Source organism: Neisseria sp. P0007.S010 (genome assembly GCF_051962875.1).
Classification (GTDB): domain Bacteria; phylum Pseudomonadota; class Gammaproteobacteria; order Burkholderiales; family Neisseriaceae; genus Neisseria; species Neisseria subflava_A.
In genome coordinates this window covers 275,147-298,105 of the sequence record NZ_JBQCUX010000001.1, presented here as the reverse complement: position 1 = coordinate 298,105, position 22,959 = coordinate 275,147, and the positions used below count along the sequence as shown (strand labels likewise).

16 protein-coding genes, 1 tRNA gene and 1 pseudogene are annotated in these 22,959 nt (G+C 50.5%); 11 read left to right on the top strand and 7 right to left on the bottom strand.

Annotated elements, in window-relative coordinates; translation table 11 throughout:
* The first annotated feature begins 25 nt into the window (after window positions 1-25).
* Window positions 26-102: transfer RNA gene (locus ACTHR7_RS01480), tRNA-Asp, on the top strand.
* 190 nt (window positions 103-292) lie between these two features.
* Here ACTHR7_RS01480 and parE read toward each other — a convergent pair.
* Together parE and ACTHR7_RS01470 are read right to left on the bottom strand one after the other, a co-directional pair.
* Window positions 293-2,278 (bottom strand): DNA topoisomerase IV subunit B, encoded by a 1,986-nt coding sequence (gene parE / locus ACTHR7_RS01475; protein ID WP_440370193.1) that lies wholly within the window; start codon window positions 2,276-2,278, stop codon window positions 293-295.
* A 68-nt stretch (window positions 2,279-2,346) separates the two neighbouring features.
* Window positions 2,347-2,883, bottom strand: a complete 537-nt coding sequence (locus tag ACTHR7_RS01470) for an RNA pyrophosphohydrolase (RefSeq protein WP_004520487.1) — start codon at window positions 2,881-2,883, stop codon at window positions 2,347-2,349.
* Window positions 2,884-3,211: 328 nt separating this feature from the next.
* Between ACTHR7_RS01470 and ACTHR7_RS01465 the strand changes: the two genes are divergently transcribed.
* The 3 genes from ACTHR7_RS01465 to ACTHR7_RS01455 all read left to right on the top strand — a co-directional run bounded on the left by ACTHR7_RS01465 (window position 3,212) and on the right by ACTHR7_RS01455 (window position 6,102).
* Window positions 3,212-4,351, top strand: coding sequence for a polyamine ABC transporter substrate-binding protein (locus tag ACTHR7_RS01465; RefSeq protein WP_440370192.1), 1,140 nt, complete (start codon window positions 3,212-3,214; stop codon window positions 4,349-4,351).
* Between the two features lie 107 nt (window positions 4,352-4,458).
* Complete coding sequence (locus tag ACTHR7_RS01460) at window positions 4,459-4,731, top strand: ACT domain-containing protein (RefSeq protein ID WP_003680574.1); 273 nt, start codon at window positions 4,459-4,461, stop codon at window positions 4,729-4,731.
* A gap of 15 nt (window positions 4,732-4,746) precedes the next feature.
* A complete protein-coding gene (locus ACTHR7_RS01455) occupies window positions 4,747-6,102 on the top strand; it encodes a PFL family protein (protein WP_440370191.1) in 1,356 nt (451 codons plus the stop codon).
* A gap of 67 nt (window positions 6,103-6,169) precedes the next feature.
* On the opposite strand, the gene ACTHR7_RS01450 is transcribed toward ACTHR7_RS01455, so the two are convergent.
* A complete protein-coding gene (locus tag ACTHR7_RS01450; protein ID WP_440370190.1) occupies window positions 6,170-7,699 on the bottom strand; it encodes a helicase HerA-like domain-containing protein in 1,530 nt (509 codons plus the stop codon).
* A 241-nt stretch (window positions 7,700-7,940) separates the two neighbouring features.
* On the opposite strand from ACTHR7_RS01450, the gene ACTHR7_RS01445 reads away from it, so the two are divergent.
* From ACTHR7_RS01445 to ACTHR7_RS01430, 4 genes and pseudogenes are all read left to right on the top strand, one after another.
* Window positions 7,941-9,170 (top strand): multidrug effflux MFS transporter, encoded by a 1,230-nt coding sequence (locus tag ACTHR7_RS01445; RefSeq protein WP_440370189.1) that lies wholly within the window; start codon window positions 7,941-7,943, stop codon window positions 9,168-9,170.
* Between the two features lie 61 nt (window positions 9,171-9,231).
* On the top strand, window positions 9,232-10,041 hold the full coding sequence (gene murI / locus ACTHR7_RS01440; protein WP_049331752.1) for a glutamate racemase: 810 nt from the start codon (window positions 9,232-9,234) through the stop codon (window positions 10,039-10,041).
* A gap of 11 nt (window positions 10,042-10,052) precedes the next feature.
* Window positions 10,053-10,244: pseudogene (locus ACTHR7_RS01435) on the top strand (UvrB/UvrC motif-containing protein); the annotation flags it as partial.
* A gap of 31 nt (window positions 10,245-10,275) precedes the next feature.
* The gene (locus tag ACTHR7_RS01430; RefSeq protein WP_107867469.1) at window positions 10,276-10,890 is read left to right on the top strand and encodes a hypothetical protein; all 615 of its coding nucleotides are present in this window, start codon (window positions 10,276-10,278) and stop codon (window positions 10,888-10,890) included.
* Between the two features lie 222 nt (window positions 10,891-11,112).
* Here the strand turns inward: ACTHR7_RS01430 and pgmB are convergent, their stop codons facing one another.
* The 3 genes from pgmB to ACTHR7_RS01415 all read right to left on the bottom strand — a co-directional run bounded on the left by pgmB (window position 11,113) and on the right by ACTHR7_RS01415 (window position 15,476).
* Window positions 11,113-11,778, bottom strand: a complete 666-nt coding sequence (pgmB, locus tag ACTHR7_RS01425) for a beta-phosphoglucomutase (RefSeq protein WP_440370188.1) — start codon at window positions 11,776-11,778, stop codon at window positions 11,113-11,115.
* Between the two features lie 12 nt (window positions 11,779-11,790).
* A complete protein-coding gene (locus tag ACTHR7_RS01420; RefSeq protein WP_440370187.1) occupies window positions 11,791-14,049 on the bottom strand; it encodes a glycoside hydrolase family 65 protein in 2,259 nt (752 codons plus the stop codon).
* A 74-nt stretch (window positions 14,050-14,123) separates the two neighbouring features.
* The gene (locus ACTHR7_RS01415) at window positions 14,124-15,476 is read right to left on the bottom strand and encodes an SLC45 family MFS transporter (RefSeq protein WP_070588154.1); all 1,353 of its coding nucleotides are present in this window, start codon (window positions 15,474-15,476) and stop codon (window positions 14,124-14,126) included.
* A 340-nt stretch (window positions 15,477-15,816) separates the two neighbouring features.
* Here ACTHR7_RS01415 and ettA point away from each other — a divergent pair, with 340 nt between their 5' ends.
* Window positions 15,817-17,493: an energy-dependent translational throttle protein EttA gene (gene ettA / locus ACTHR7_RS01410; RefSeq protein WP_070711984.1), complete on the top strand. Its 1,677-nt coding sequence runs from the start codon at window positions 15,817-15,819 to the stop codon at window positions 17,491-17,493.
* Between the two features lie 65 nt (window positions 17,494-17,558).
* On the opposite strand, the gene mtrR is transcribed toward ettA, so the two are convergent.
* Window positions 17,559-18,194 carry a multidrug efflux system transcriptional repressor MtrR gene (gene mtrR, locus ACTHR7_RS01405; protein WP_070462000.1) on the bottom strand — a complete coding sequence of 212 codons (636 nt, stop codon included), beginning with the start codon at window positions 18,192-18,194 and terminating at the stop codon, window positions 17,559-17,561.
* Between the two features lie 226 nt (window positions 18,195-18,420).
* Here mtrR and ACTHR7_RS01400 point away from each other — a divergent pair, with 226 nt between their 5' ends.
* Window positions 18,421-19,689, top strand: coding sequence for an efflux RND transporter periplasmic adaptor subunit (locus ACTHR7_RS01400; RefSeq protein WP_070629650.1), 1,269 nt, complete (start codon window positions 18,421-18,423; stop codon window positions 19,687-19,689).
* Window positions 19,690-19,700: 11 nt separating this feature from the next.
* A complete protein-coding gene (locus ACTHR7_RS01395) occupies window positions 19,701-22,913 on the top strand; it encodes an efflux RND transporter permease subunit (protein ID WP_315094568.1) in 3,213 nt (1,070 codons plus the stop codon).
* Window positions 22,914-22,959 lie beyond the last annotated feature (46 nt).

The following is a 22,959-nucleotide window of genomic DNA, read 5'->3' as shown; positions in this document are numbered from 1 at the left end:
TTTCATTGTCTTTGACAGTGGATGCGCGGTGGTAGCTCAGTTGGTTAGAGTACCGGCCTGTCACGCCGGGGGTCGCGGGTTCGAGCCCCGTCCGCCGCGCCATTATTTAAAAAGCACTGATTATATCAGTGCTTTTTTATTTGTCTTAAAAACTCAATCAAGCTGCAAAAATAGAAATAGGTAAGTAACAGGGTATTGAAATACTTTTCAACCTTAATTTTCTTATCATTCAATAAAGGCCGTCTGAAACTTTTAAAGTTTCAGACGGCCTTTAGTCTATTGAAACAATGGATTAGATATCCAATTCTGCCGTATCGCCTTCTTTTTCCATCCATGCGCGGCGGGCCGCGGCTTCGCCTTTACCCATCAGTTTGACGAAGATGTCGCGTGTTTCGTCATCTGCGCCTTCTGGGATTTGTACCTGCAATAGACGGCGGGTGTCGGGGTGCATGGTGGTGTCTTTGAGCTGATCGGGGTTCATCTCGCCCAAGCCTTTGAAACGGCTGATGGAATAAGCAGTTTCTTTAACGCCTTCTTTTTGCAGCCGCTCTAAAATGCTGTCAAGTTCGTTTTGGTCGAGGGCGTAGAATTTGCGGGCAGGTTTGCTCTTACCTTGTGCGTTGACATCGACGCGGAACAGCGGCGGCTGGGCGACGTAGATGTGTCCGTCAGCGACCAGTTTCGGGAAGTGGCGGTAGAATAGGGTCAGCAGCAAAACTTGAATATGCGAGCCGTCCACGTCGGCATCAGACAGGATGGCGATTTTGCCGTAGCGTAGGCCGCTTAAATCGGGATTATCGTTGATGCCGTGCGGATCGACACCGATGGCGACGGAAATGTCGTGGATTTCGGCGTTGCCGAAGAGCTGGTCGGGGTGGACTTCAAAGCTGTTGAGTACTTTGCCGCGCAGGGGCAGGATGGCTTGTGTGGCTTTGTCGCGGGCGAGTTTGGCAGAGCCGCCGGCGGAATCGCCTTCGACGAGGAAGAGTTCGTTTTCGCGGATGTCTTCACTTTCGCAGTCGGTTAGTTTGCCGGGCAGGACGGCGACGCCGCTACCTTTTTTCTTTTCGATTTTTTTAACCGAACGCATCCTTGCCTGCGCTTGGCGGATGGCGAGTTCGGCGATTTTTTTGCCGAAGTCCACGTTTTGGTTCAGCCACAATTCCAAAGGGTCGCCCGCTACGGCGGCGACGAGTTTCAACGCGTCGCGGTTGGTCAGCTTATCTTTAGTTTGACCTTGGAACTGCGGGTCGAGAACGCGGGCGGAGAGGACGAAGGCGGTTTTGCCGAACACGTCGTCGCTTTGCACTTTCACGCCGCGCGGCAAGAGGTTGTGCAGATTGATGAAGTTGTTGACGGCGTTGAACACGGCTTGTTTCAAGCCTGCTTCATGCGTGCCGCCCAAAGGGGTGGGGATGAGGTTGACATAGCTTTCGTTGGCGCACGAGCCTTCTTCCAGCCAAGTCAGGGCAAATGCTGCGCCTTCTCCAATGCTGAAATCGCCGTTGTGGCCGTCTGAAATGTAGTTTTCGCAGGAGAAGATAGGCACGGCTTCTTGCGCGTCAGCAATCAGGTCGGTCAGATAGCTTTTCAGGCCGTCTGGATAGTGCCAGGTTTGGGTGTGTGCTTCGTCTTCGCCTTTGACAGGACGGGTCAGGGAAACGCGTACGCCCGGCAGCAGTACGGCTTTGGCGCGCAGCAGGCGTTCGAGTTCGGGAATGCTGTAATTTGGGCTTTCAAAATATTTGCCGTCCGGCCACACGCGCACTTCGGTACCACTGTCTTTGACGGCGCATTTGCCCACTTCAGTCAATGGCTCAATGACGTCGCCACCCGAAAAGACGATGCGGTGGACTTTGCCTTCGCGTTTGACCGTTACTTCAAGGCGGGTGGAAAGGGCGTTGGTAACAGATACGCCGACGCCGTGCAGACCGCCTGAAAAGGCATAGGCACTGCCGCCGTCTTTTTTGTTGAACTTGCCGCCTGCGTGCAGACGGGTGAATACGAGTTCGACTACGGGTACGCCTTCTTCAGGGTGCAGGCCGACGGGAATACCGCGGCCGTTATCACGGACGGAAAGCGAACCGTCTTCATGAATTTGCACGTCAATTTCAGTCGCGAAACCACCCAACGCCTCATCCGCCGCATTATCAATCACTTCCTGACAGATATGGGTCGGGCTGTCGGTACGGGTGTACATGCCGGGACGTTCTTTGACCGGCTCCAAGCCTTTGAGGACGGTAATGCTGGATTCGCTGTATTGATTGTTTTTAGCCATAGGAATAATGTAAAGGCCGTCTGAAAGGATGAAAAACAACGCTTTCAGACGGCCTGAAAGCGTTTGGGTTATAGGTTTTCTATTGGATTGCGACGGATAAAGTCTTCATAGCTTTCTATGCCGCGCAAGAAACGGGAGAGTTCGGTCAATGCGTCCAAATACACGCCGCGCTTGAAGTCGATGACTTCGTCAACCGGCGCCCAGTATTGGTGCCAGCGCCAGCCGTCGAATTCAGGATGGTGGCAGGCGCGGAGGTTGACGTCGCTGTCGCGGCCGACCAAACGCAAAAGATACCAAATCTGTTTTTGTCCGCGATACGAACCGCGCCATTCGCGGCGCACCCAGTGGCTGGGAACGTCATAACGCAACCAGTCGCGCGTACGGCCAACGATTTTGATGTGTTGCGGCAACAGGCCGACTTCTTCGTACAATTCGCGGTACATGGCGGTCTCAGGACTTTCACCCGGCTTGATGCCGCCTTGCGGAAACTGCCATGAATGTTCGCGTACGCGTTTGCCCCAAAAGACTTCGTTACGTTCGTTAATCAGGATAATACCGACATTGGGGCGATAGCCTTCTCTGTCTAACACGGTGTCGCCCTTCATTAAATTCAATCGTGCAATTTTCCCACAAATTGGGCGGTTTTGACAAATCTTGAGGCCGTCTGAATAAGCACACAGTTTTTCCCAGACGGCATGAAACCGTTTCTGAAAAAATGTTGTTTATGAATAAAACCATAGCTTCAGGCCGTCTGAAAAGGGAGAATTTTTTCTGCTTTAAGGTCTTGCATTCAAAAGCTTTTTGCCGTTTAATGCAAACCTTGCTGAATCAAGGGCAAAGGACACATGCCGGCCGCCCCCACAGTTTCCCTTTTGTAAGTGGCATCTGCCACCGCTGCAATATTTTTACCCCCCGAACAAAAGGTCTGAAACCATGAAAAAATCTTTGATGGCGGCGGCAATCGTGAGCCTCGTCTTGACTGCGTGTAGCGGCGGACAAGGAACCGCCGCAGAATCTTCCGCATCGCAAACTTCCTCTTCCCAAACCGATAAACTCAATATCTACAACTGGTCGGATTATGTCGATCCGGCCACGCTGTCTGCGTTTGAAAAAAATACGAATATCAACGTCCGCTACGATTACTACGACAGCAACGAAGCGCTGGAAGCCAAGCTACTGACCGGCAAGTCAGGTTATGACCTGGTTGCGCCGTCTATTGCCAATGTCGGCCGCCAGATTAAAGCCGGCGCGTATCAAAAAATCGACAAATCGCAAATTCCCGATTACGCCAATATCGATCCCGATTTGTTGAAAATGATGGAAACCGTCGATCCGGGCAACGAATATGCCGTCCCTTATTTCTGGGGCATCAATACGCTGGCGATTAACAAACAGCAGGTTCAAAAGGCTTTGGGTACGGACAAACTGCCTGAAAACGAATGGGATTTGGTGTTTAACCCTGAATACACCCAAAAACTGAAATCCTGCGGCATCAGCTATTTCGACAGCGCCATCGAGCAAATTCCTTTGGCTTTGCATTATTTGGGCAAAGATCCGAACAGCGAAAACCCTGACGACATCAAAGCAGCTGTCGATATGATGAAAAAAGTGCGCCCCGACATCAAACGCTTTACCTCGTCCGGCTATATCGACGATATGGCTGCTGGTAATCTTTGCGTATCGGTAGGCTACGGCGGCGACCTCAATATTGCCAAAACCCGTGCCAAAGAAGCAGGAAACGGCGTCGAAGTCGAAGTATTGGCGCCGAAAAGCGGCGTCGGTATTTGGGTAGATTCGCTAATGATTCCGCGTGATGCGCAAAATGTGGCCAATGCACACAAATACATCAATCACACGCTCAATCCGGAAACAGCGGCCAAAAACGGCAACTATGTGACTTATGCTCCGGCCAGCCGTCCGGCGCGTGATTTGATGGATGAAAAATACACCTCTGACGAATCGATTTTCCCAAGTAAAGAATTGATGGAAAAAAGCTTCATCGTCTCCCCTAAGTCAACCGATGCGAGCAAACTCAGCGTTCGCCTGTGGCAGGCTTTGAAAGCAGGGCGATAATTAAAATTGAAATTTGAATACTCAGGCCGTCTGAAACAGTTTTTCAGACGGCCTGAGTGTTATAATTGTCAACACTTTTCAAATATCCTATCAGGAGAAACAGCGTTATGAACAATTCAGTCATCACCGTCATCGGTAAAGACCGTGTGGGCATTGTGTACGACGTTTCCAAAATTTTAGCGGAAAACCAAATCAATATTCTCAACATCAGCCAACAGCTGATGGACGATTTTTTTACCATGATTATTTTGGTGGACACTTCAAAATGCACCAAATCGCGTCAAGAAGTTTTGGATTTGTTTGCGGAAGAGAGCAAAAAACTCGCGCTTGATATCCGTATGCAAAACGAAGAAATTTTCCAAGCCATGCACCGTATTTAAGTCGGAGGAAGAGCCATGAGTATTCAATCCGGCGAGATTTTAGAAACCGTCAAAATGGTGGCCGACCAGAATTTTGACGTGCGCACCATTACTATCGGCATTGATCTGCACGACTGCATCAGCACCGATATCGATGTATTGAACCAAAACATTTACAACAAAATCACTACGGTCGGCAAAGATTTGGTGGCGACGGCAAAATATCTGTCTGCCAAATACGGCGTACCGATTGTGAATCAGCGCATTTCCGTCACGCCGATTGCCCAAATCGCTGCAGCTACCCATGCCGATTCCTATGTCAACGTGGCGCAAACTTTGGATAAAGCTGCCAAAGCCATCGGCGTGTCCTTTATCGGCGGCTTTTCCGCGCTGGTGCAAAAAGGCATGTCACCTTCGGATGAGGTGTTGATTCGTTCCATTCCCGAAGCGATGAAAACCACCGATATCGTGTGCAGCTCCATCAATATCGGCAGCACGCGTGCCGGTATCAATATGGATGCGGTCAAGCTGGCAGGCGAGACCATCAAACGCACGGCTGAAATCACGCCCGAAGGTTTCGGCTGCGCGAAAATCGTCGTGTTCTGTAATGCAGTAGAAGATAATCCGTTTATGGCGGGCGCGTTTCACGGTTCGGGCGAAGCGGATGCCGTTATCAATGTCGGCGTATCCGGTCCGGGTGTCGTAAAAGCCGCGTTGGAAAATTCAGATGCAACGACCTTGACCGAAGTTGCGGAAGTAGTGAAGAAAACTGCCTTCAAAATCACTCGTGTGGGCGAACTCATCGGCCGCGAAGCCTCAAAAATGCTGAATATCCCGTTTGGTATTCTCGACTTATCGTTGGCACCAACCCCTGCCGTCGGCGACTCGGTGGCACGCATTCTTGAAGAGATGGGTTTGAGCGTCTGCGGTACGCACGGCACGACAGCTGCTTTGGCTTTACTGAACGATGCCGTGAAAAAAGGCGGCATGATGGCTTCCAGCGCAGTCGGCGGTTTGAGCGGCGCGTTTATCCCTGTTTCGGAAGACGAGGGCATGATTGCGGCTGCCGAAGCAGGCGTGCTGACGCTGGACAAACTCGAAGCCATGACCGCCGTCTGCTCCGTTGGTTTGGACATGATTGCCGTCCCCGGCGATACGCCTGCTCATACCATTTCCGGCATCATTGCCGACGAAGCCGCCATCGGCATGATCAACAGCAAAACCACTGCCGTGCGCATTATTCCGGTAACCGGAAAAACCGTCGGCGACAGCGTCGAGTTCGGCGGCCTGTTAGGCTACGCGCCTGTAATGCCGGTCAAAGAAGGCTCATGCGAAGTGTTCGTCAACCGAGGCGGTAGAATCCCGGCTCCGGTTCAATCGATGAAAAACTGATTGGATTGATAAATAAAAGGCCGTCTGAAATTGATTTTCAGACGGCCTTTTTGTGTTTGCAGGCTGATTATTTGAACATATTTTTAATAATGCCCATTACGCTGCGGGAAATGGCGTTGGTCACTTGACGGTTGATTTGGCTGCCGATGGCGTCGGCAACGTTGTAGCCCAAACCTTGGCCGGATTTTTTACGTCCGCCGCTCAAACCGCCGATCAGTCCGCCGAGGATACCGGGATCGGCATTGGCAGCCTCTTTTTCTGCGGCTTTTTGTGCTTTTTCCTGCTCTTTGGCGACATTTGCGGCTTCTTTTTCAGCGGCTGCTTGGCTGTCTGCTTCGGCTAAGGCTTCAAAGGCGGAGTAGTTGTCCACCATGTCTTTGTAGGTCGGATACAAATCGTCGTTTTGGAACAAGCGGTTGCGCTCTTCAGCGGCAAGCGGGGTTAAGGAAGATTGCGGCGGCAGGATGAGCGCGCGTTCTACCGGCTCGGGCATGCCTTTTTCGTCGAGGAAGGAAACGAGGGCTTCGCCGACGCCCAGTTCGGCAATCGCTTCGGCAACTTTGATGTTTGGGTTGCTGCGGAAGGTTTCGGCAGCGGCTTTGACTGCTTTTTGGTCGCGCGGCGTGAAGGCGCGCAGGGCGTGTTGTACGCGGTTACCCAGTTGGCCCAGAATAGTGTCGGGTAAGTCGAGCGGGTTTTGGGTGACGAAATATACGCCTACGCCTTTGGAGCGGATCAGGCGCACGACTTGTTCGATTTGTTCGACCAGTGCATTGGCGGCATTGTCGAACATCAAATGCGCTTCGTCGAAGAACATCACGAATTTCGGTTTGTCCAAATCACCGACTTCGGGCAGGGTTTCAAACAATTCTGCCAGCATCCACAGCAAAAACGCGCTGTACATACGCGGCGAGCGCATCAGTTTTTCGGAATTGAGGATGTTGATGATGCCTTTGCCGTTGTCGGTTTGCATCCAGTCTTGCAGGTTGAGGGAAGGTTCGCCGAAGAATTTTTCTGCGCCTTCGTTTTCCAAAGTCAGCAGTTGGCGTTGAATCGCGCCGATACTGGCGGCGGAGACGTTGCCGTATTGCGTGCGGTATTCCGAAGCATGGTCGGAAACGTGTTTCAGCATGCTGCGCAGGTCTTTCAAGTCCAGAATGTGCCAGCCTCTGTCGTCAGCAACTTTGAACACGAGGTTCAACAGACCTTCCTGCGTGTCGTTCAGGTTCATCAGGCGCGCCAAAAGCATAGGACCCATTTCTGAAACGGTTACGCGTACGGGAATACCGGTTTCGCCGTAAACATCCCAAAAGCGCACGGGGAAACTTTGCAGCCATTGCTCGCCCAAATCAAACTCGGCGATGCGTTCGCCCACTTTGCCGCTGTTGGCACCGGCTTGCGCGATGCCCGACAAATCGCCTTTGACATCGACCAAGAATACAGGGACGCCTTCGCTGCTGAAGGCTTCCGCCATGCGGCGCAGGGTAACGGTTTTACCCGTACCGGTCGCCCCGGCGATCAAGCCGTGGCGGTTGGCCATTTTGCCTTGGATTTCGAGCGTTTTCCCGTCGGCACGCGCAATTTGAAATGTAGTCATGATTATTCCTTAGAATCCGTGATGTGAAACAATTTGTTGTCTTAAAAAACAAGCATTTTAACGTTTGCGGCGGGGGGGATTCAACCAAGCAAAGTTTCAGACGGCCTTAAGTTTTGCAAAGGTTTTTGTGCAGTGATTGGACGGGGTTGAAATCTGCTATAATTCCATCCAATCCGCAACCGTCTGACAAGGCGGTTGTTTTCTTTGTTTTTGAATATTTGTTACGAAAGCGAAAGTCGGAATGACTGCACAACAAGCCCCTTTGGGCGAAAAAACCATGGCCGTGCTGATGGCGATGTTGGTCGCGCTGATGCCGTTTTCTGTCGATGCTTATCTGCCTGCGATTCCCGAAATGGCGAAGTCGCTGGGTTCGGACATCCACCGTATTGAGCAAAGCCTGAGCTTTTTTATGTTTGGCGTGGCGTTTGGCCAGGTGGTCGGCGGTTCGATTTCGGATATTAAAGGCCGCAAACCTGTCGCCTTGGTGGGCTTGAGCATTTACTTTGCCGCCGTTGTCGGTTTGACGATGGTGAATAATGTCGAGCAGCTGCTGAACTTGCGTGCCGTGCAGGCGTTTGGCGCAGGGATGACTGTGGTGATTTCCGGCGCTATGGTGCGCGATTATTATTCCGGACGCAAAGCCGCGCAGATGTTTGCTTTAATCGGCATTATTTTGATGATTGTGCCGCTGATGGCGCCGATGATTGGTGCGGGCTTGCAGAATTTGGGCGGCTGGCGCATGATTTTCGGTTTTCTGGCCTGCTATTCGCTGCTGCTTTGGGGATTGATGTGGTATTTCCTGCCCAAGCCGCACCAAAAAGGCAAAATCAGCATGGACGTGTTCGGCGTGGTGGCCGGTAGGTTTAAACGCGTTTTGAGAACACGCGCCGCGATGGGCTATCTATTTTTCCAAGCTTTTAGTTTTGGTTCGATGTTTGCCTTTTTGACCGAATCGTCGTTTGTGTACCAACAACTGTATCATGCTTCGCCAAACCAATATGCTTGGATATTTGCGCTCAATATCATTACCATGATGTCGTTTAACCGCGTTACCGCATGGCGTTTGAAAACCGGTACGCATCCGCAAAACATCCTCAAATGGGGCATTATCATCCAATTTGCTGCCAATCTGCTGATGACGGTTTTGGTGTTGTCGCTGTCTTTGCCGCCTTTGTGGGCTTTGGTGCTGTGTGTGATGTTTTCAGTCGGTACGCAAGGCTTGGTCGGCGCGAACACTCAAGCCTGCTTTATGGGCTATTTCAGCGAAGAGGGCGGCAGCGCAAATGCCGTTTTGGGCGTGTTCCAATCCCTCATCGGCGCATCGGTCGGCATGGCCACGACTTGGCTGCATAATGGTTCTGCCTTGGTAATGGCCGGTATGATGTTGAGCTCGACCGTGTGCGGTATCGTACTGTTGTGGGTTTGCTCGCATCAGGCTTGGATGGAAAACGATAAGAAAGAATATGTTTAACCTTCAGGCCGTCTGAAAAACGGTTTCAGACGGCCTCAACACTATATTGAAGAAATTAACCATGAGTACCAGCAAACAACGCCCCATCGGCGTATTCGATTCCGGCGTCGGCGGCTTGACCAACGTCCGCGCCCTGATGGAACGCCTGCCGATGGAAAACATCATCTATTTCGGCGATACCGCACGCGTTCCCTACGGCACCAAATCCCGCGCCACTATAGAAACCTTCGCCATGCAGATTGTCGATTTCCTGCTGGAAAACGATGTCAAAGCACTGGTTATCGCGTGCAATACCATCGCCGCCGTTGCCGGACAAAAAATCCGCCAAAAAGCAGGCAATATGCCCGTATTGGACGTGATCTCCGCCGGTGCGGAAGCCGCTTTGCAAACCACCAAAAACAACCGAATCGGCATTATCGCGACCAATACCACTGTCAACAGCAATGCCTACGCGCGCGCTATCCATTCGAAAAACAACGACACGCTGGTGCGCACACAAGCCGCGCCCCTGCTTGTGCCATTGGTAGAAGAGGGCTGGCTCGATCACGAAGTCACCCGCCTGACCGTACGCGAATACCTGAAGCCGCTCTTGGCCGACGACATCGACACGCTGGTGTTGGGCTGTACCCACTTCCCACTGCTCAAACCGCTTATCGGCCGCGAAGCACAAAACGTTACCTTGGTCGATTCCGCCATCACCACCGCTGAAGCCACCGCCAAAGCCTTGGCGCAAGCAGGTTTACTGAATACAGAAAACGACAATCCGGATTACCGCTTCTACGTTAGCGACATCCCACTGCGTTTCCGCACCATTGGCGAACGCTTCTTAGGTAGGAGTATGGAGCAGATTGAGATGGTAACATTGGGCTAATTGGAAATATTAAAGGCCGTCTGAAAGGTAAAAACAAGGTTAAAGTCGGCTAGATTCACAACGAAGAAGACGCGATTAAAGAAATCGCCAAACTGGAAAAAGCCATGCAGCAGGCAGCTAGGGATTTGTAGTTTGAAGAGGCGGCTGTGTTGAGGGATAGGATTCGGGGGATTAAAGAGAATTTGTTGTTTGGCTCAGAATAGCTTATTTATTTTTGATTATTAGGGGATAAGTATGGAAATTGGGCATGTTATAACTATTTTAGTGTCTTTCATTGTTGCATTTTTAACTCTCCAAAATTTTTTTAAACAGAAATGGTGGGAAAGAAAAGAAAGAATTTACTCAGAAACAATTGAAAAATTACAAGAAATACAAAATCTCATACTTGAGTGCCGTATTGATTTAATGAATATAGATAAGTTTCATTTTGATAATGAAAGTATTAGGCAAGAAAATCAGATAAATTTACACAATAAATTTATGGAATTATTATTTTTGAACGATAAATTTGGACTTTATGTATTTAAATTATTCCCATATTTTTTCAGGCCAGCATTAGAAAAAATCACTGATATATCCAGTAGGTTAAGGGAGTATTTGTTAGATTTTTATAATTATCGTGGTGATGATTCGCCTATTGATTTTGATGACATGGATTTGCGCAACAAAATATCTTCATGTTTGGATAAAATGGGTGACTATTTAGACTTGGAGATGCAAAGATTTGCGTTCTATATGAAATCAGACTTACGGGTAAACATAAAATATTTTATTTGTGGATATGGGTTACAAGTAAAATGGTTTTGGAGGTGCGTTAGCAACCGATGTAACAAGCAGGGGAAAGGATAAGCAAGCCGTAGCCTACATCCCTGCCAACTACACACCCCACCTGCGAATGGCACAAACTTTAAAACCGAGGTGTAGGGTGTGTGCGGTACGCACGCACGCGTTGTCTGTCGTTCTCACCACTGTTTCAAACTTTCAGAAGACCTCAAACGTCGTCTGGAAACTTTTAGAATAAAGGCCGTCTGAAATCCAGTTTTCAGACGGCCTTTTTACTTCCTTAGTATTTTACCTGCCCGACTGTGCCCACACGTTTTGCAGGTAGGCGTAGGTCAGCTCGGCGGTGCCGGACACCAGCGCGATGTCGCTGCCTAAGTCTTCGGCTTTGCCCACTCCGATAGGCAAGGCGCCGGAGGCTTTGATGGCGGCTACTCCTGCTGCGGCGTCTTCGATGCCGATGCATTGGCGGATATCCGCGCCCACGCCCTCGGCGGCGGCGAGGAAGATGTCGGGGGCGGGTTTGGAATGCGCGACGGCGGCAGGGTCGGCGACGGCGTCGAAGAAGTGGGTCAGCCCCATGCGTTCGAGCAGGAACGGGCCGTTTTTGCTGGCGGACGCAAGGGCGATTTTTTTGCCGTTTGCCTTCAATGCTTCCAGCAGCGGCAAAATGCCGGGGTACACATCTTCGGGTTTGACTGCCTGAATCATCTCGACGTAGTTGTCGTTTTTACGGCGGGTCAGTTCGGCGAACTCGGCTTCGCTGACGGTTTTGCCGCCGTGCGCGAGGATGCGTTTGAGCGAATCGTCGCGCGACACGCCTTTGAGCTGCTCGTTAAATTTGCGATCGATGCTGATGTCCAGTTCTTCGGCGAGCTTTTTCCATGCGCGGTAGTGGTATTCGGCGGTGTCGGTAATGACGCCGTCGAGGTCAAAGAGCACTGCGGTAAAAGTCATTTTGCGCCCTCCTTATTTTTCCAACGTGACAGTGTGGCTGCCGTTGAGCGTGATGTCTTTGCCGTACACCTGCAAATCGAGCGGTTCGCCTTTGAGCAGGGTGAAGACGACGTTTTCTTTGCCGACGGCGACTTTAATCAGACGGCCACGGTAGTTGATGTGGAAGGCGTAGCCTGTCCATGCGCTCGGTAGGAGCGGTGCGAAGCTGAGTTTGCCGCCCCAAGTTTTCATTTGGGCGAAACCTTGGACGATGGCGAGCCACGAGCCGGTCATGGAGGTGATGTGCAGGCCGTCTTCGGTGTCGTTGTTGTAGTTGTCCAAGTCCAGGCGGGCGGTGCGCTGGTACATTTCCACAGCTTTTTCTTCTTTGCCTAGTTCGGCGGCAAGGATGGCGTGGATACAAGGCGACAGCGAGCTTTCGTGCACGGTCATCGGTTCGTAGAAGTCGAAGTTGCGGCGTTTTTCGTCGATATTGAAACGGTCGCCGAAGAAGTAGATGCCTTGCAATACGTCCGCCTGTTTGATGAAGGGCGAACGCAGGATTTTGTCCCACGACCATTTCTGGTTGAGCGGCAAATCGTCGGGCGAAAGCGCGGACACGGGGCGGATGTCTTTGTCGAGGAAGCCGTCGTGCTGCACGAATATGCCGAGTTCTTCGTCATGCGGACGGTACATATTCGCGCTGATGTCTGCCCATTTTTCCAGCTCGGCGGCACTCACGTTCAAATCCGGACGCGGGTATTTCGCCAGGGCTTCGCGGGTGTAGTCCAATACCCATGCGGCGAGGGTGTTGGTGTACCAGTTGTTGTTGATGTTGTTTTCGTATTCGTTCGGGCCGGTTACGCCGTGAATCATGTATTTGCCGTTGCGTTTGGAGAAGTGGACGCGGTCCGCCCAGAAGCGGGACACTTCGACCAAGACTTCCAAGCCTTCTTTGGCAAGATAGCTTTCGTCGCCGGTGTAGTTGGTGTAGTTGTAGATGGCGTAAGGAATCGCGCCGTTGCGGTGGATTTCCTCGAAGGTGATTTCCCATTCGTTGTGGCACTCGATGCCCGTAAACGTCACCATCGGATAGAGTGCGCCCGCCAAGCCCTGTTCGCGCGCGTTGTGCTGCGCCTGCGGCAGTTGGTTGCGGCGGTATTGCAGCAGGTTGCGGGTAACTTCGGGTTCCGCCAGTGCGAGGTAAAGCGGCACGGCGTAGGCTTCGGTGTCCCAATAGGTTGCGCCGCCGTATTTTTCGCCGGTAAAGCCTTTGGGGCCGATGTTCAGGCGCGCGTCTTCGCCGTAGTAGGTGGAGAACAGTTGGAACAGGTTGAAGCGGATGCCCTGCTGCGCTTCGTCGCTGCCTTCGATGACCACGTCGGCAATTTCCCAACGGTGCAGCCAGCCCGCTTTGTGCGCGTCCAGCAAGGTTTCAAACGCAACGCCTGCGATTTTTTCCGACAAGGCGCGGCCTGCGGCTTTCACTGCTTCCAAGCCTTGATAATCGCGGCTGGTGGTAACAATCACGCGTTTTTCAAAAGTTTCGGGCGTGCCGTCGACTTCGGCTTCGAAAGAATTGGAGACCTGCCAGTCGGTTTGGCTGCCGCCGAGGGCTTTGAAGCTGCCGACGAAGGTTTGCTCGGCGTTGACGATGAATTGTTCCACGCCGAAAGGATTAACGACGGTTTGGGTGGCAATGTAGGAGCGGTCGTCTGAAACGCCTTTGTCTAATACCTGCCAGAATTTTTCTTCGTAGTTAGAGTCTTCGTTTTTCACGTCGGCATCGATGATGGAATCGATGCGGACTTGGTGGGTTTTGCCGTCAACGGATACGGCTTCCCAGCGGATGACCGCCAGCTCTTTTTGCGCGACGGACAGGAATTTGCACACATCGAAACGCACGCCGAATACGGTGAACGAACGGCGCAACACGCCGTGCTGCATATCGAGTTCGACGGAGAAGTCGGTAACGTCGTTTTTCGCCAAGTCCACTTCCTGATCGTCGACAAAGATTTTTACTTTACTGAAATTGAGCGCGTTGATGGCTTTGCCGAAATATTTGGGATAGCCGTTTTTCCACCAGCCGACGCGGGTTTTGTCGGGGAACCACACGCCGGCGATGTAGGTGCCCAAGTGGCTGTCGGCGGAGTAGGTTTCTTCAAAGCTGCCGCGCATACCCATATAGCCGTTGCCCAAGCTGGTCAGGCTCTCTTGCAGCCGTTTGTGTTCTTTTTCCAGTTTTGCCGAACGCAGCGTCCAAGGGCTGATTTCCATGATTCTTGTATACATTTATGAAGCTCCTGTTATTAAAATTGTAAGTTCGGCAAAGGTTTCAGACGGCCTTTGCCGATGGTATTGATGGATTATTCGCCGTGGGTCTCTTTAATCAGACATACTGAGAAGGCTCCAAGCAGCAAGACTGCGCCTGCAACCAAGAACATGGTTGCTTGATGGCTGCCCAGCATAGGGAAGAGGATAAAGCTCAGCAGGGAGGCGACGATTTGAGGCATACAGATAGAGCCGTTAAACAGACCCAAATAAGTACCCATGTGTTTGCCTGAGAGGGCATTGGTCACAATCGTCAAAGGATAGGTAATGATACCGGCCCACGCAATACCGATTAAGGTATAAGACAACACCAGTGCGTATTGATTGCTGATGAAGAAAACGGAGAAGAAACCGAGTGCACCCAAAGCCAAGCAACCGAAATAACCGGCTTTATGGTATTTATTCGGTACTTTTGCCAGAATAAACGAGCAGATAACGGCAGCAATGGATTGCACCGCAGCTAAAACGCCGTACCAGTTGCCCGCTTCCTGATAGCCTACGGAAGAAGCATCGGTTGTCTGCCAAACGTTTTCTGCAATCGCGCCTGCTGAGTAAGTCCACATATATTGGAAGGCGAACCAGCAGAAGAATTGCACCAAAGTCACCGTCCAAAACGCTTTAGGCGCGGTTTTTAAAAGTTCGAACCAGTTGGCTTTTTCTTGATTCGCAGCGACGTCGATGCCGTGATAGCGGGCGTAGGTTTCCGGATCGTATTCTTTGACTTTGAAGATGGTGAACGCACTGGTAATAATCAGTAAGGCTGCACCCACATAGAATGCTACGACCACGGTTTGCGGCACAACGCCTTTTTCGGCCGTGTTCGCCAAACCGATATACGCGAACACAAACGGCAGAATCGCCGCCACAACCGCGCCCGTATTCGCTAAGAAACTTTGAATCCCGTAGGCGTAGCTTTTCTGCTCCTCGTTGACCATGTCGCCGACCATCATCTTAAACGGCTGCATCGCCATATTCGACGACACGTCCAACAGCGCAATCATCAGCGCGCCAAACGACAAAGCCGCCAAAGAAGCGTAGCCGAAACCGAAGCTGCCCGAATTGGGCATCAGAATCATCACGATAACCGCAATCAGCGTACCGTAAAGCAGATAGGGCAGACGGCGGCCGCCCAAGCGCGGCATCCAGGTGCGGTCTGAGTAGTAGCCCACAATCGGCTGAACCAACATACCGGCCAATGGGGGCAGAATGAAAAACCAGCCCAAATTGTGCGGGTCAGCGCCTAAAGTTTGAAAAATTCGGCTCATTTGTGAGCTTTGCAGGGTAAAGGCCGTCTGAACGCCGAGATAGCCGAAGCTCAGCATCCAAATCGTACTTTTTGCCAGTGACGGCAAACCTTGTTTTGCTGTTTTTTGCGTATTTTCCGACATGAGGTAAATCCTTTTTTTAAAAAGTATTTTTATTGAGAAATCTGAAAGGTTCCTTGGTGTGGTGTTCTCTGTCGTTATTGTTTGTGTGCGTACTTTCAAGGATATAGGTGCATTTTATGAAGCGCGCCGGATATTGGCAATGCCAGTTCAAGGATAAACTGGCTTAAATCAAATTTTTTGCGGTTTGGCATTGATACCGTCGGGCAATGAGGGTATCGGTTCGGCTCGGTGTATATTTTGATGCTTATTTCTATTTTCAGACGGCATTTGAACAAGCAAGTATTGGGGCAATAGGTTAAAATGGGCCGTCTGAAATTTGTTTGACGGAAACGAGAAAACTATGTCCCAACAATACGTCTATTCTATGCTGCGCGTGAGCAAGGTTGTGCCGCCGCAAAAAACCATTATTAAAGACATTTCCCTTTCATTTTTCCCCGGTGCAAAAATCGGTTTGCTCGGTTTGAACGGTGCGGGTAAATCTACTGTACTGCGGATTATGGCGGGCGTGGATAAAGAATTTGAGGGCGAAGCCGTGCCGATGGGCGGCATTAAAATCGGCTATTTGCCGCAAGAGCCTGAGCTTGATCCTGAAAAAACCGTACGCGAGGAAGTGGAAAGCGGTTTGGGCGAAGTGGCTGCCGCACAAAAACGTTTGGAAGAAGTATATGCCGAGTATGCCAATCCTGATGCGGATTTTGACGCGTTGGCGGAAGAACAAGGCCGTTTGGAAGCGATTATTGCGGCGGGTTCATCTACCGGCGGCGGTGCAGAGCATGAATTGGAAATTGCTGCTGACGCGCTGCGCCTGCCTGATTGGGATGCCCAAATCGGCAATTTGTCCGGCGGTGAAAAACGTCGCGTTGCTTTGTGCAAACTTTTGTTGAGCAAGCCCGATATGCTTTTGCTGGATGAGCCGACCAACCACTTGGACGCGGAATCTGTCGAATGGCTGGAGCAATTTTTGGTCCGCTTCCCAGGTACAGTGGTTGCGGTAACGCACGACCGCTACTTCCTCGATAACGCCGCCGAATGGATTTTGGAACTCGACCGCGGACACGGTATTCCGTGGAAAGGCAATTACTCGTCTTGGCTGGAGCAGAAAGAAAAACGTTTGGAAAACGAGGCGAAATCCGAAGCTGCGCGCGTGAAAGCGATGAAGCAGGAATTGGAATGGGTACGCCAAAATGCCAAAGGCCGCCAAGCCAAGTCCAAAGCGCGTCTGGCGCGTTTTGAAGAAATGAGCAACTACGAATACCAAAAACGCAACGAAACTCAGGAAATCTTTATCCCTGTTGCCGAACGTTTGGGTAACGAAGTCATTGAATTTGTGAACGTTTCCAAATCGTTCGGCGATAAAGTGCTGATTGACGATTTGAGCTTTAAAGTACCTGCGGGCGCGATTGTCGGCATCATCGGTCCGAACGGCGCGGGTAAATCTACGCTGTTTAAAATGATTTCAGGCAAAGAGCAGCCTGATTCCGGCGAAGTGAAAATCGGTCAAACCGTGAAAATGAGCTTGATCGACCAAAGCCGCGAAGGTTTGCAAAACGACAAAACCGTGTTCGACAACATCGCCGAAGGCCGCGATATTTTGCAGGTTGGTCAGTTTGAAATTCCAGCCCGCCAATATTTGGGACGCTTTAACTTCAAAGGCAGCGACCAAAGCAAAATTGCGGGGCAACTTTCCGGCGGCGAACGCGGCCGTCTGCACTTGGCAAAAACTTTGTTGAGCGGCGGTAATGTCTTACTGCTGGACGAACCGTCCAACGACCTCGACGTAGAAACCCTGCGCGCGCTGGAAGACGCATTGTTGGAATTTGCCGGCAGCGTGATGGTGATTTCGCACGACCGCTGGTTCCTCGACCGTATCGCTACGCATATCTTGGCTTGTGAAGGCGACTCTAAATGGGTGTTCTTCGACGGTAACTATCAGGAATACGAAGCCGACAAGAAACGCCGTTTGGGCGAAGAGGGCGCGAAACCGAAACGTATCCGTTACAAACCGGTAACACGTTAAGCAGGTTTGAACCAAAAGGCCGTCTGAAACTTTTAATGTTTCAGACGGCCTTTTATTTTTGATGTTTATGATTGTTTTCTTAATTGCGGATGGTTTTCCAATGTATCAATGATGATTTCAATCATGCGTGGGGCAGTTTGAGCTAAATCGAAGCCTTGACCTGAAGAAAGCCAGCGCCAAATAAAGCCGTCTAATGAAGACTTGATGAAGATGACTGCCATATCGATATCCAAATTATCCGCCAACGCTTTTTGTTGTACCGCATCAGTCAGGACAGCAACGATTTTTTCACGCCATAGTGATTGGTGTTTTTTAGCGATGGCAATGACCGCCTCGTTTTGCTCGGTGTGTTCGCATTTTAAAAACAAAATGCTGTGGAATTTATAGTGAAGCTCGTTGTGTTGCAGGCGCTCGAAAAAACGGGTCAGGGTCAGTCGGAAGCTTGACCAAGCCTGTTCGTTATTGTTGTTCGAGTCTTCTTTTATGCAGCTTTCGATGTCGTCGCAAATCCGTTGGAACAAGGCGTCAAACAAATCTTCTTTGTTTTTGAAATGCCAATACAGCGCGCCGCGCGTTACGCCTGCGGCTTGGGCAATTTCGTTAAGCGAGGTGCGGGCAATGCCTTTCTGATAAAACGTATCCAATGTGGCAAGCATGAGATATTCTTTGGTTTTTAAGGCTTCGGTTTTGGTTCTTCTCATAGTTGTTTTGTAGGAAATGTAAATTTATGGTTCGGATTATAAAAAATTACTTCTGAACATGCAAGAATGTATGTATAATTCAATTTAATATTATATAGTGTTTCTCAACACTATATAATCAGCCTGTTTTTCACAAAAGCAGGCAATTTCTGCTTATGAAATATGAAATTAAAGTAATCAATTTTTAATTAGTCAAACCCTTATTTATCATAGAGATAGGAAAATTATGGCTCTTTATGCTTCTAAAATGATGCGTGTCGTATCGATTGCGGCGGCTACTGCATTGGCGCTTTCTGCTTGCGGCAAAGGCGATGAGAAGGCAGCCGGCCAACAGGCGCAAGGCAGTCAGCAACAGCAAAATCAACCTGCCCCTGAAGTCCGCGTGGTTACCGTGCATCCGGAAACCGTTGCATTGACAACCGAGTTGCCGGGCCGTCTGGAATCATTGCGTACTGCTGAAGTTCGCGCCCAAGTCGGCGGTATTTTGCAAAAACGCCTATTCCAAGAGGGCAGCTATGTGCAAGCCGGTCAGCCTTTATACCAAATCGACAGCTCGACTTATGAAGCAAACTTAGAAAGCGCACGCGCCCAGTTGGCGAGTGCGCAAGCGACTTTGGCCAAAGCGAATGCCGACTTGGCCCGCTACAAACCGCTGGTTGCCGCCGATGCCATCAGCCAACAGGAATATGATGCAGCCGTAACCGCCAAGCGCTCAGCCGAGGCAGGCGTCAAATCTGCACAAGCAGCTATCAAATCTGCCGGTATCAGCCTGAACCGCTCCCGCATTACTGCGCCGATTTCCGGCTTTATCGGTCAATCTAAAGTTTCTGAAGGTACGCTGTTGAATGCCGGCGATACCACCGTTTTGGCCACCATCCAACAAACCAATCCGATGTATGTCAACGTTACCCAATCTGCCAGTGAGGTTATGAAACTGCGTCAACAGGTTGCTGAAGGCAAATTGTTGGCGGCAAACGGCGCGATTGCAGTGGACATCAAATTTGACGACGGTACGGTTTACCCTGAAAAAGGCCGTCTGCTGTTTGCAGATCCGACTGTTAACGAAACGACCGGTCAAATTACCTTGCGCGCTGCCATTCCTAATGACAGAAATATCTTGATGCCGGGCTTGTATGTACGCGTATTGATGGAGCAAGTGGCTGTTGATAATGCATTTGTAGTGCCGCAACAAGCAGTTACCCGCGGTACAAAAGATACTGTGATGGTGGTGAATGACAAGAGCGAAATGGAAGCGCGTGTCGTGACCGTAGCCCAACAGCAAGGTACTAATTGGGTGATTACAGACGGCCTGAAAGACGGCGACAAAGTGGTTGTCGAAGGTACCAGCATTGCCGCTATGTCAGGTGCTAAAAAGGTAACGCCGAAAGAATGGACGCCGCCTGCAAACGCCGCAGCGGCAACCCCGGCAGTTTCAGACGGCCAGGCTGCATCCGAGGCCAAGCCTGAAGCTAAAGCTGCATCTGAAGCCAAATAAGGAACGCGTGAATGTCTAAGTTTTTTATTGACCGCCCCATCTTTGCATGGGTTATTGCGATTTTTATCATCGCAGCGGGTATTTTCGGCATTCAAAAACTGCCAATTTCCCAATATCCGTCCGTTGCAGCACCGACCATTACTTTGCGCGCTACTTATCCGGGCGCTTCTGCTCAGGTAATGGAAGACAGTGTACTGGCCGTTATCGAACGTAATATGTACGGTGTGGAAGGTTTGGACTATATGACGACTTCTGCCAATTCCAGCGGCAGCGGCAGCGTCAGTCTGACGTTTACACCGGAAACCAATGAAGATTTGGCGCAGGTGGACGTGCAGAACAAATTGTCGGAAGTGTTGTCCACATTGCCGTCTACCGTACAGCAATATGGTGTAACCGTATCTAAAGCGCGTTCCAACTTCTTGCAAGTGGTCATGCTTTCTTCTGAAAAGCAATCCATTGAGGAAATGAACGATTACGCCCAGCGCAATATCATTCCTGAACTGCAGCGTATCGACGGGGTAGGGCAGGTACAATTGTTTGGTGCGCAACGCGCCATGCGTATTTGGGTTGACCCGAAAAAACTGCAAAACTACAACCTGTCTTTTGCAACGGTAACCAACGCACTGGCTACTCAAAATATCCAAATTTCTGCAGGCTCTATCGGTTCTTTGCCGGCGGCTGCAGGTCAGACCATTTCGGCGACCGTTACTGCGGAAGGGCAATTAAGAACGGCTGAAGAGTTTGGCAACATCATTTTGGTATCCAATACCGATGGTTCTAATGTCTATCTGAAAGACGTTGCCAAAGTCAGCTTGGGTATGCAGGACTATTCTACTTCCACACGTTTGAACGGCGTGAATACCACCGGTATGGCAGTGATGCTGTCCAACAGCGGTAACGCTTTGGCAACGGCGACTGCCGTGAAAGAAAAAATGGCAGTTTTGCAGAAGTATTTTCCAGACGGCATGAGCTGGAAAGTTCCTTACGATACTTCCAAATTTGTGGAAATTTCGATTGAGAAAGTGATCCATACGCTTTTGGAAGCCATCGTATTGGTATTCTTGGTGATGTATCTCTTCCTGCAAAATATCCGCTATACGCTGATTCCGACTATTATCGTGCCGATTTCCCTGTTGGGCGGTTTTGCCTTTATCTCATATATGGGTATGTCGATTAACGTATTGACCATGTTTGCGATGGTATTGGTAATTGGTATTGTGGTCGATGATGCGATTGTGGTCGTTGAAAACGTTGAGCGTATTATGGCGAGCGAAGGTCTGCCGCCTAAGGCTGCAACCAAAAAAGCGATGAGTCAGATTTCCGGCGCGGTGATCGGTATTACTGCCGTGTTGATGTCCGTATTTGTGCCGCTGGCAATGTTTAGCGGTGCAACCGGTAACATTTACAAACAGTTTGCCCTGACCATGGTGGCATCGATCGGCTTCTCCGCATTCCTTGCTTTGACGCTGACTCCGGCATTGTGTGCCACCATGCTCAAGCCGATTCAGAATGGTCATCACGAAGAGAAAAAAGGTTTCTTCGGTTGGTTTAACAAGAAATTCGACAACTGGACACACGGCTACGAAGGCTGGGTAGCCAAAGTCTTGCGCAAGACTTTGCGCATGATGGTTGTCTATATCGGTTTGACTGTTGTGGGCGTATTCCTGTTTATGCGTCTGCCGACTTCCTTCTTGCCGACTGAAGACCAAGGTAACTTGATGTTGAGCGTACAGCTGCCTGCCGGCGCGACCAAAGAGCGTACCGATGCAACTTTGGCTCAAATCACTCAACTGGCGAAATCTGTACCTGAGATCGAGAACATTGTTACCGTTTCCGGCTTTAGTTTTAGCGGTTCCGGCCAAAACATGGCTTTGGGCTTTGTCATTCTGAAAGACTGGAGCGAACGTACTGCTCCGGGCAGCGATGCGACTTCTATTTCCGGTAAGTTGACCGGCATGATGATGGCTACGCTGAAAGACGGTTTCGGTTTGGCGATTGTGCCTCCTGCCATTATGGAATTGGGTACAGGCTCCGGCTTGACGATTTACCTGCAAGACCGTAACAACAGCGGCCATGCCGCATTATTGGCCAAGCGCAATGAGTTGATTGACAAAATGCGCAAAAGCGGTTTGTTTAACCCAAGTACCGTTCGTGCGAGCGGTTTGGAAGATGCGCCGCAGTTGAAAATCGACATCAACCGTGCCGCAGCAGCCGCACAAGGTATTTCGTTCTCTGACATCCGTACTGCTTTGGCTTCTTCTTTGGGTTCGTCTTATGTAAACGACTTCCCGAATCAAGGCCGTCTGCAACGCGTAATGGTACAAGCTGATGCGAGTGCCCGTATGCAGCCTGCCGATATTCTGAACCTGACTGTACCGAACAAATCCGGCGTTGCCGTACCGCTTTCTACCATTGCTACTGTTTCTTGGGAAAACGGTATGGAACAAAGCGTCCGCTTCAATGGTTATCCGGCAATGGAGCTTTCCGGCTCTCCTGTTAATGGCGTATCTTCCGGTCAAGCCATGGCTGCGGTGCAGCAAATGGTTGATGAAATGGGCGGCGGTTACAGTCTGGAATGGGGCGGTCAGTCTCGTGAAGAGGCTAAAGGCAGCTCACAAACTGTCGTGTTGTACGCATTGGCCGCTGCCGCTGTATTCTTAGTATTGGCTGCTTTGTACGAAAGCTGGTCTATCCCGTTGGCGGTTATCCTTGTGATTCCGTTGGGCTTGATTGGCGCGGCATTGGGCGTGACCGGCCGTAACATGTTTGAGGCACTGCTGGGCAGTATTCCGGCATACGCCAACGATATCTACTTCCAAGTCGGTTTTGTTACGGTGATGGGTTTGAGTGCGAAAAACGCGATTTTGATTATCGAGTTTGCCAAAGACCTGCAAGCGCAAGGCAAGAGCGCGCTTGAAGCTGCGCTTGCCGCCGCACACTTGCGTTTCCGTCCGATTATCATGACTTCGTTTGCCTTCATCTTGGGCGTGGTACCGCTTTATGTTGCCAGCGGTGCCAGCTCCGCCAGCCAACGTGCGATTGGTACGACCGTGGTCTGGGGTATGTTGATCGGTACGATTCTGTCTGTGTTCCTTGTGCCTTTGTTCTATGTGGTTGTGCGCAAATTCTTTAAAGAAACCGCACACGAGCATGAGATGGCCGCCAAACACGCCGCTGAAGCCGGCATGATTGAAGACGGTAAACACGATTCAGACAAGCACTAAAGCAAAGGCCGTCTGAAAAATTTTCAGACGGCCTCAAAATGCTAAA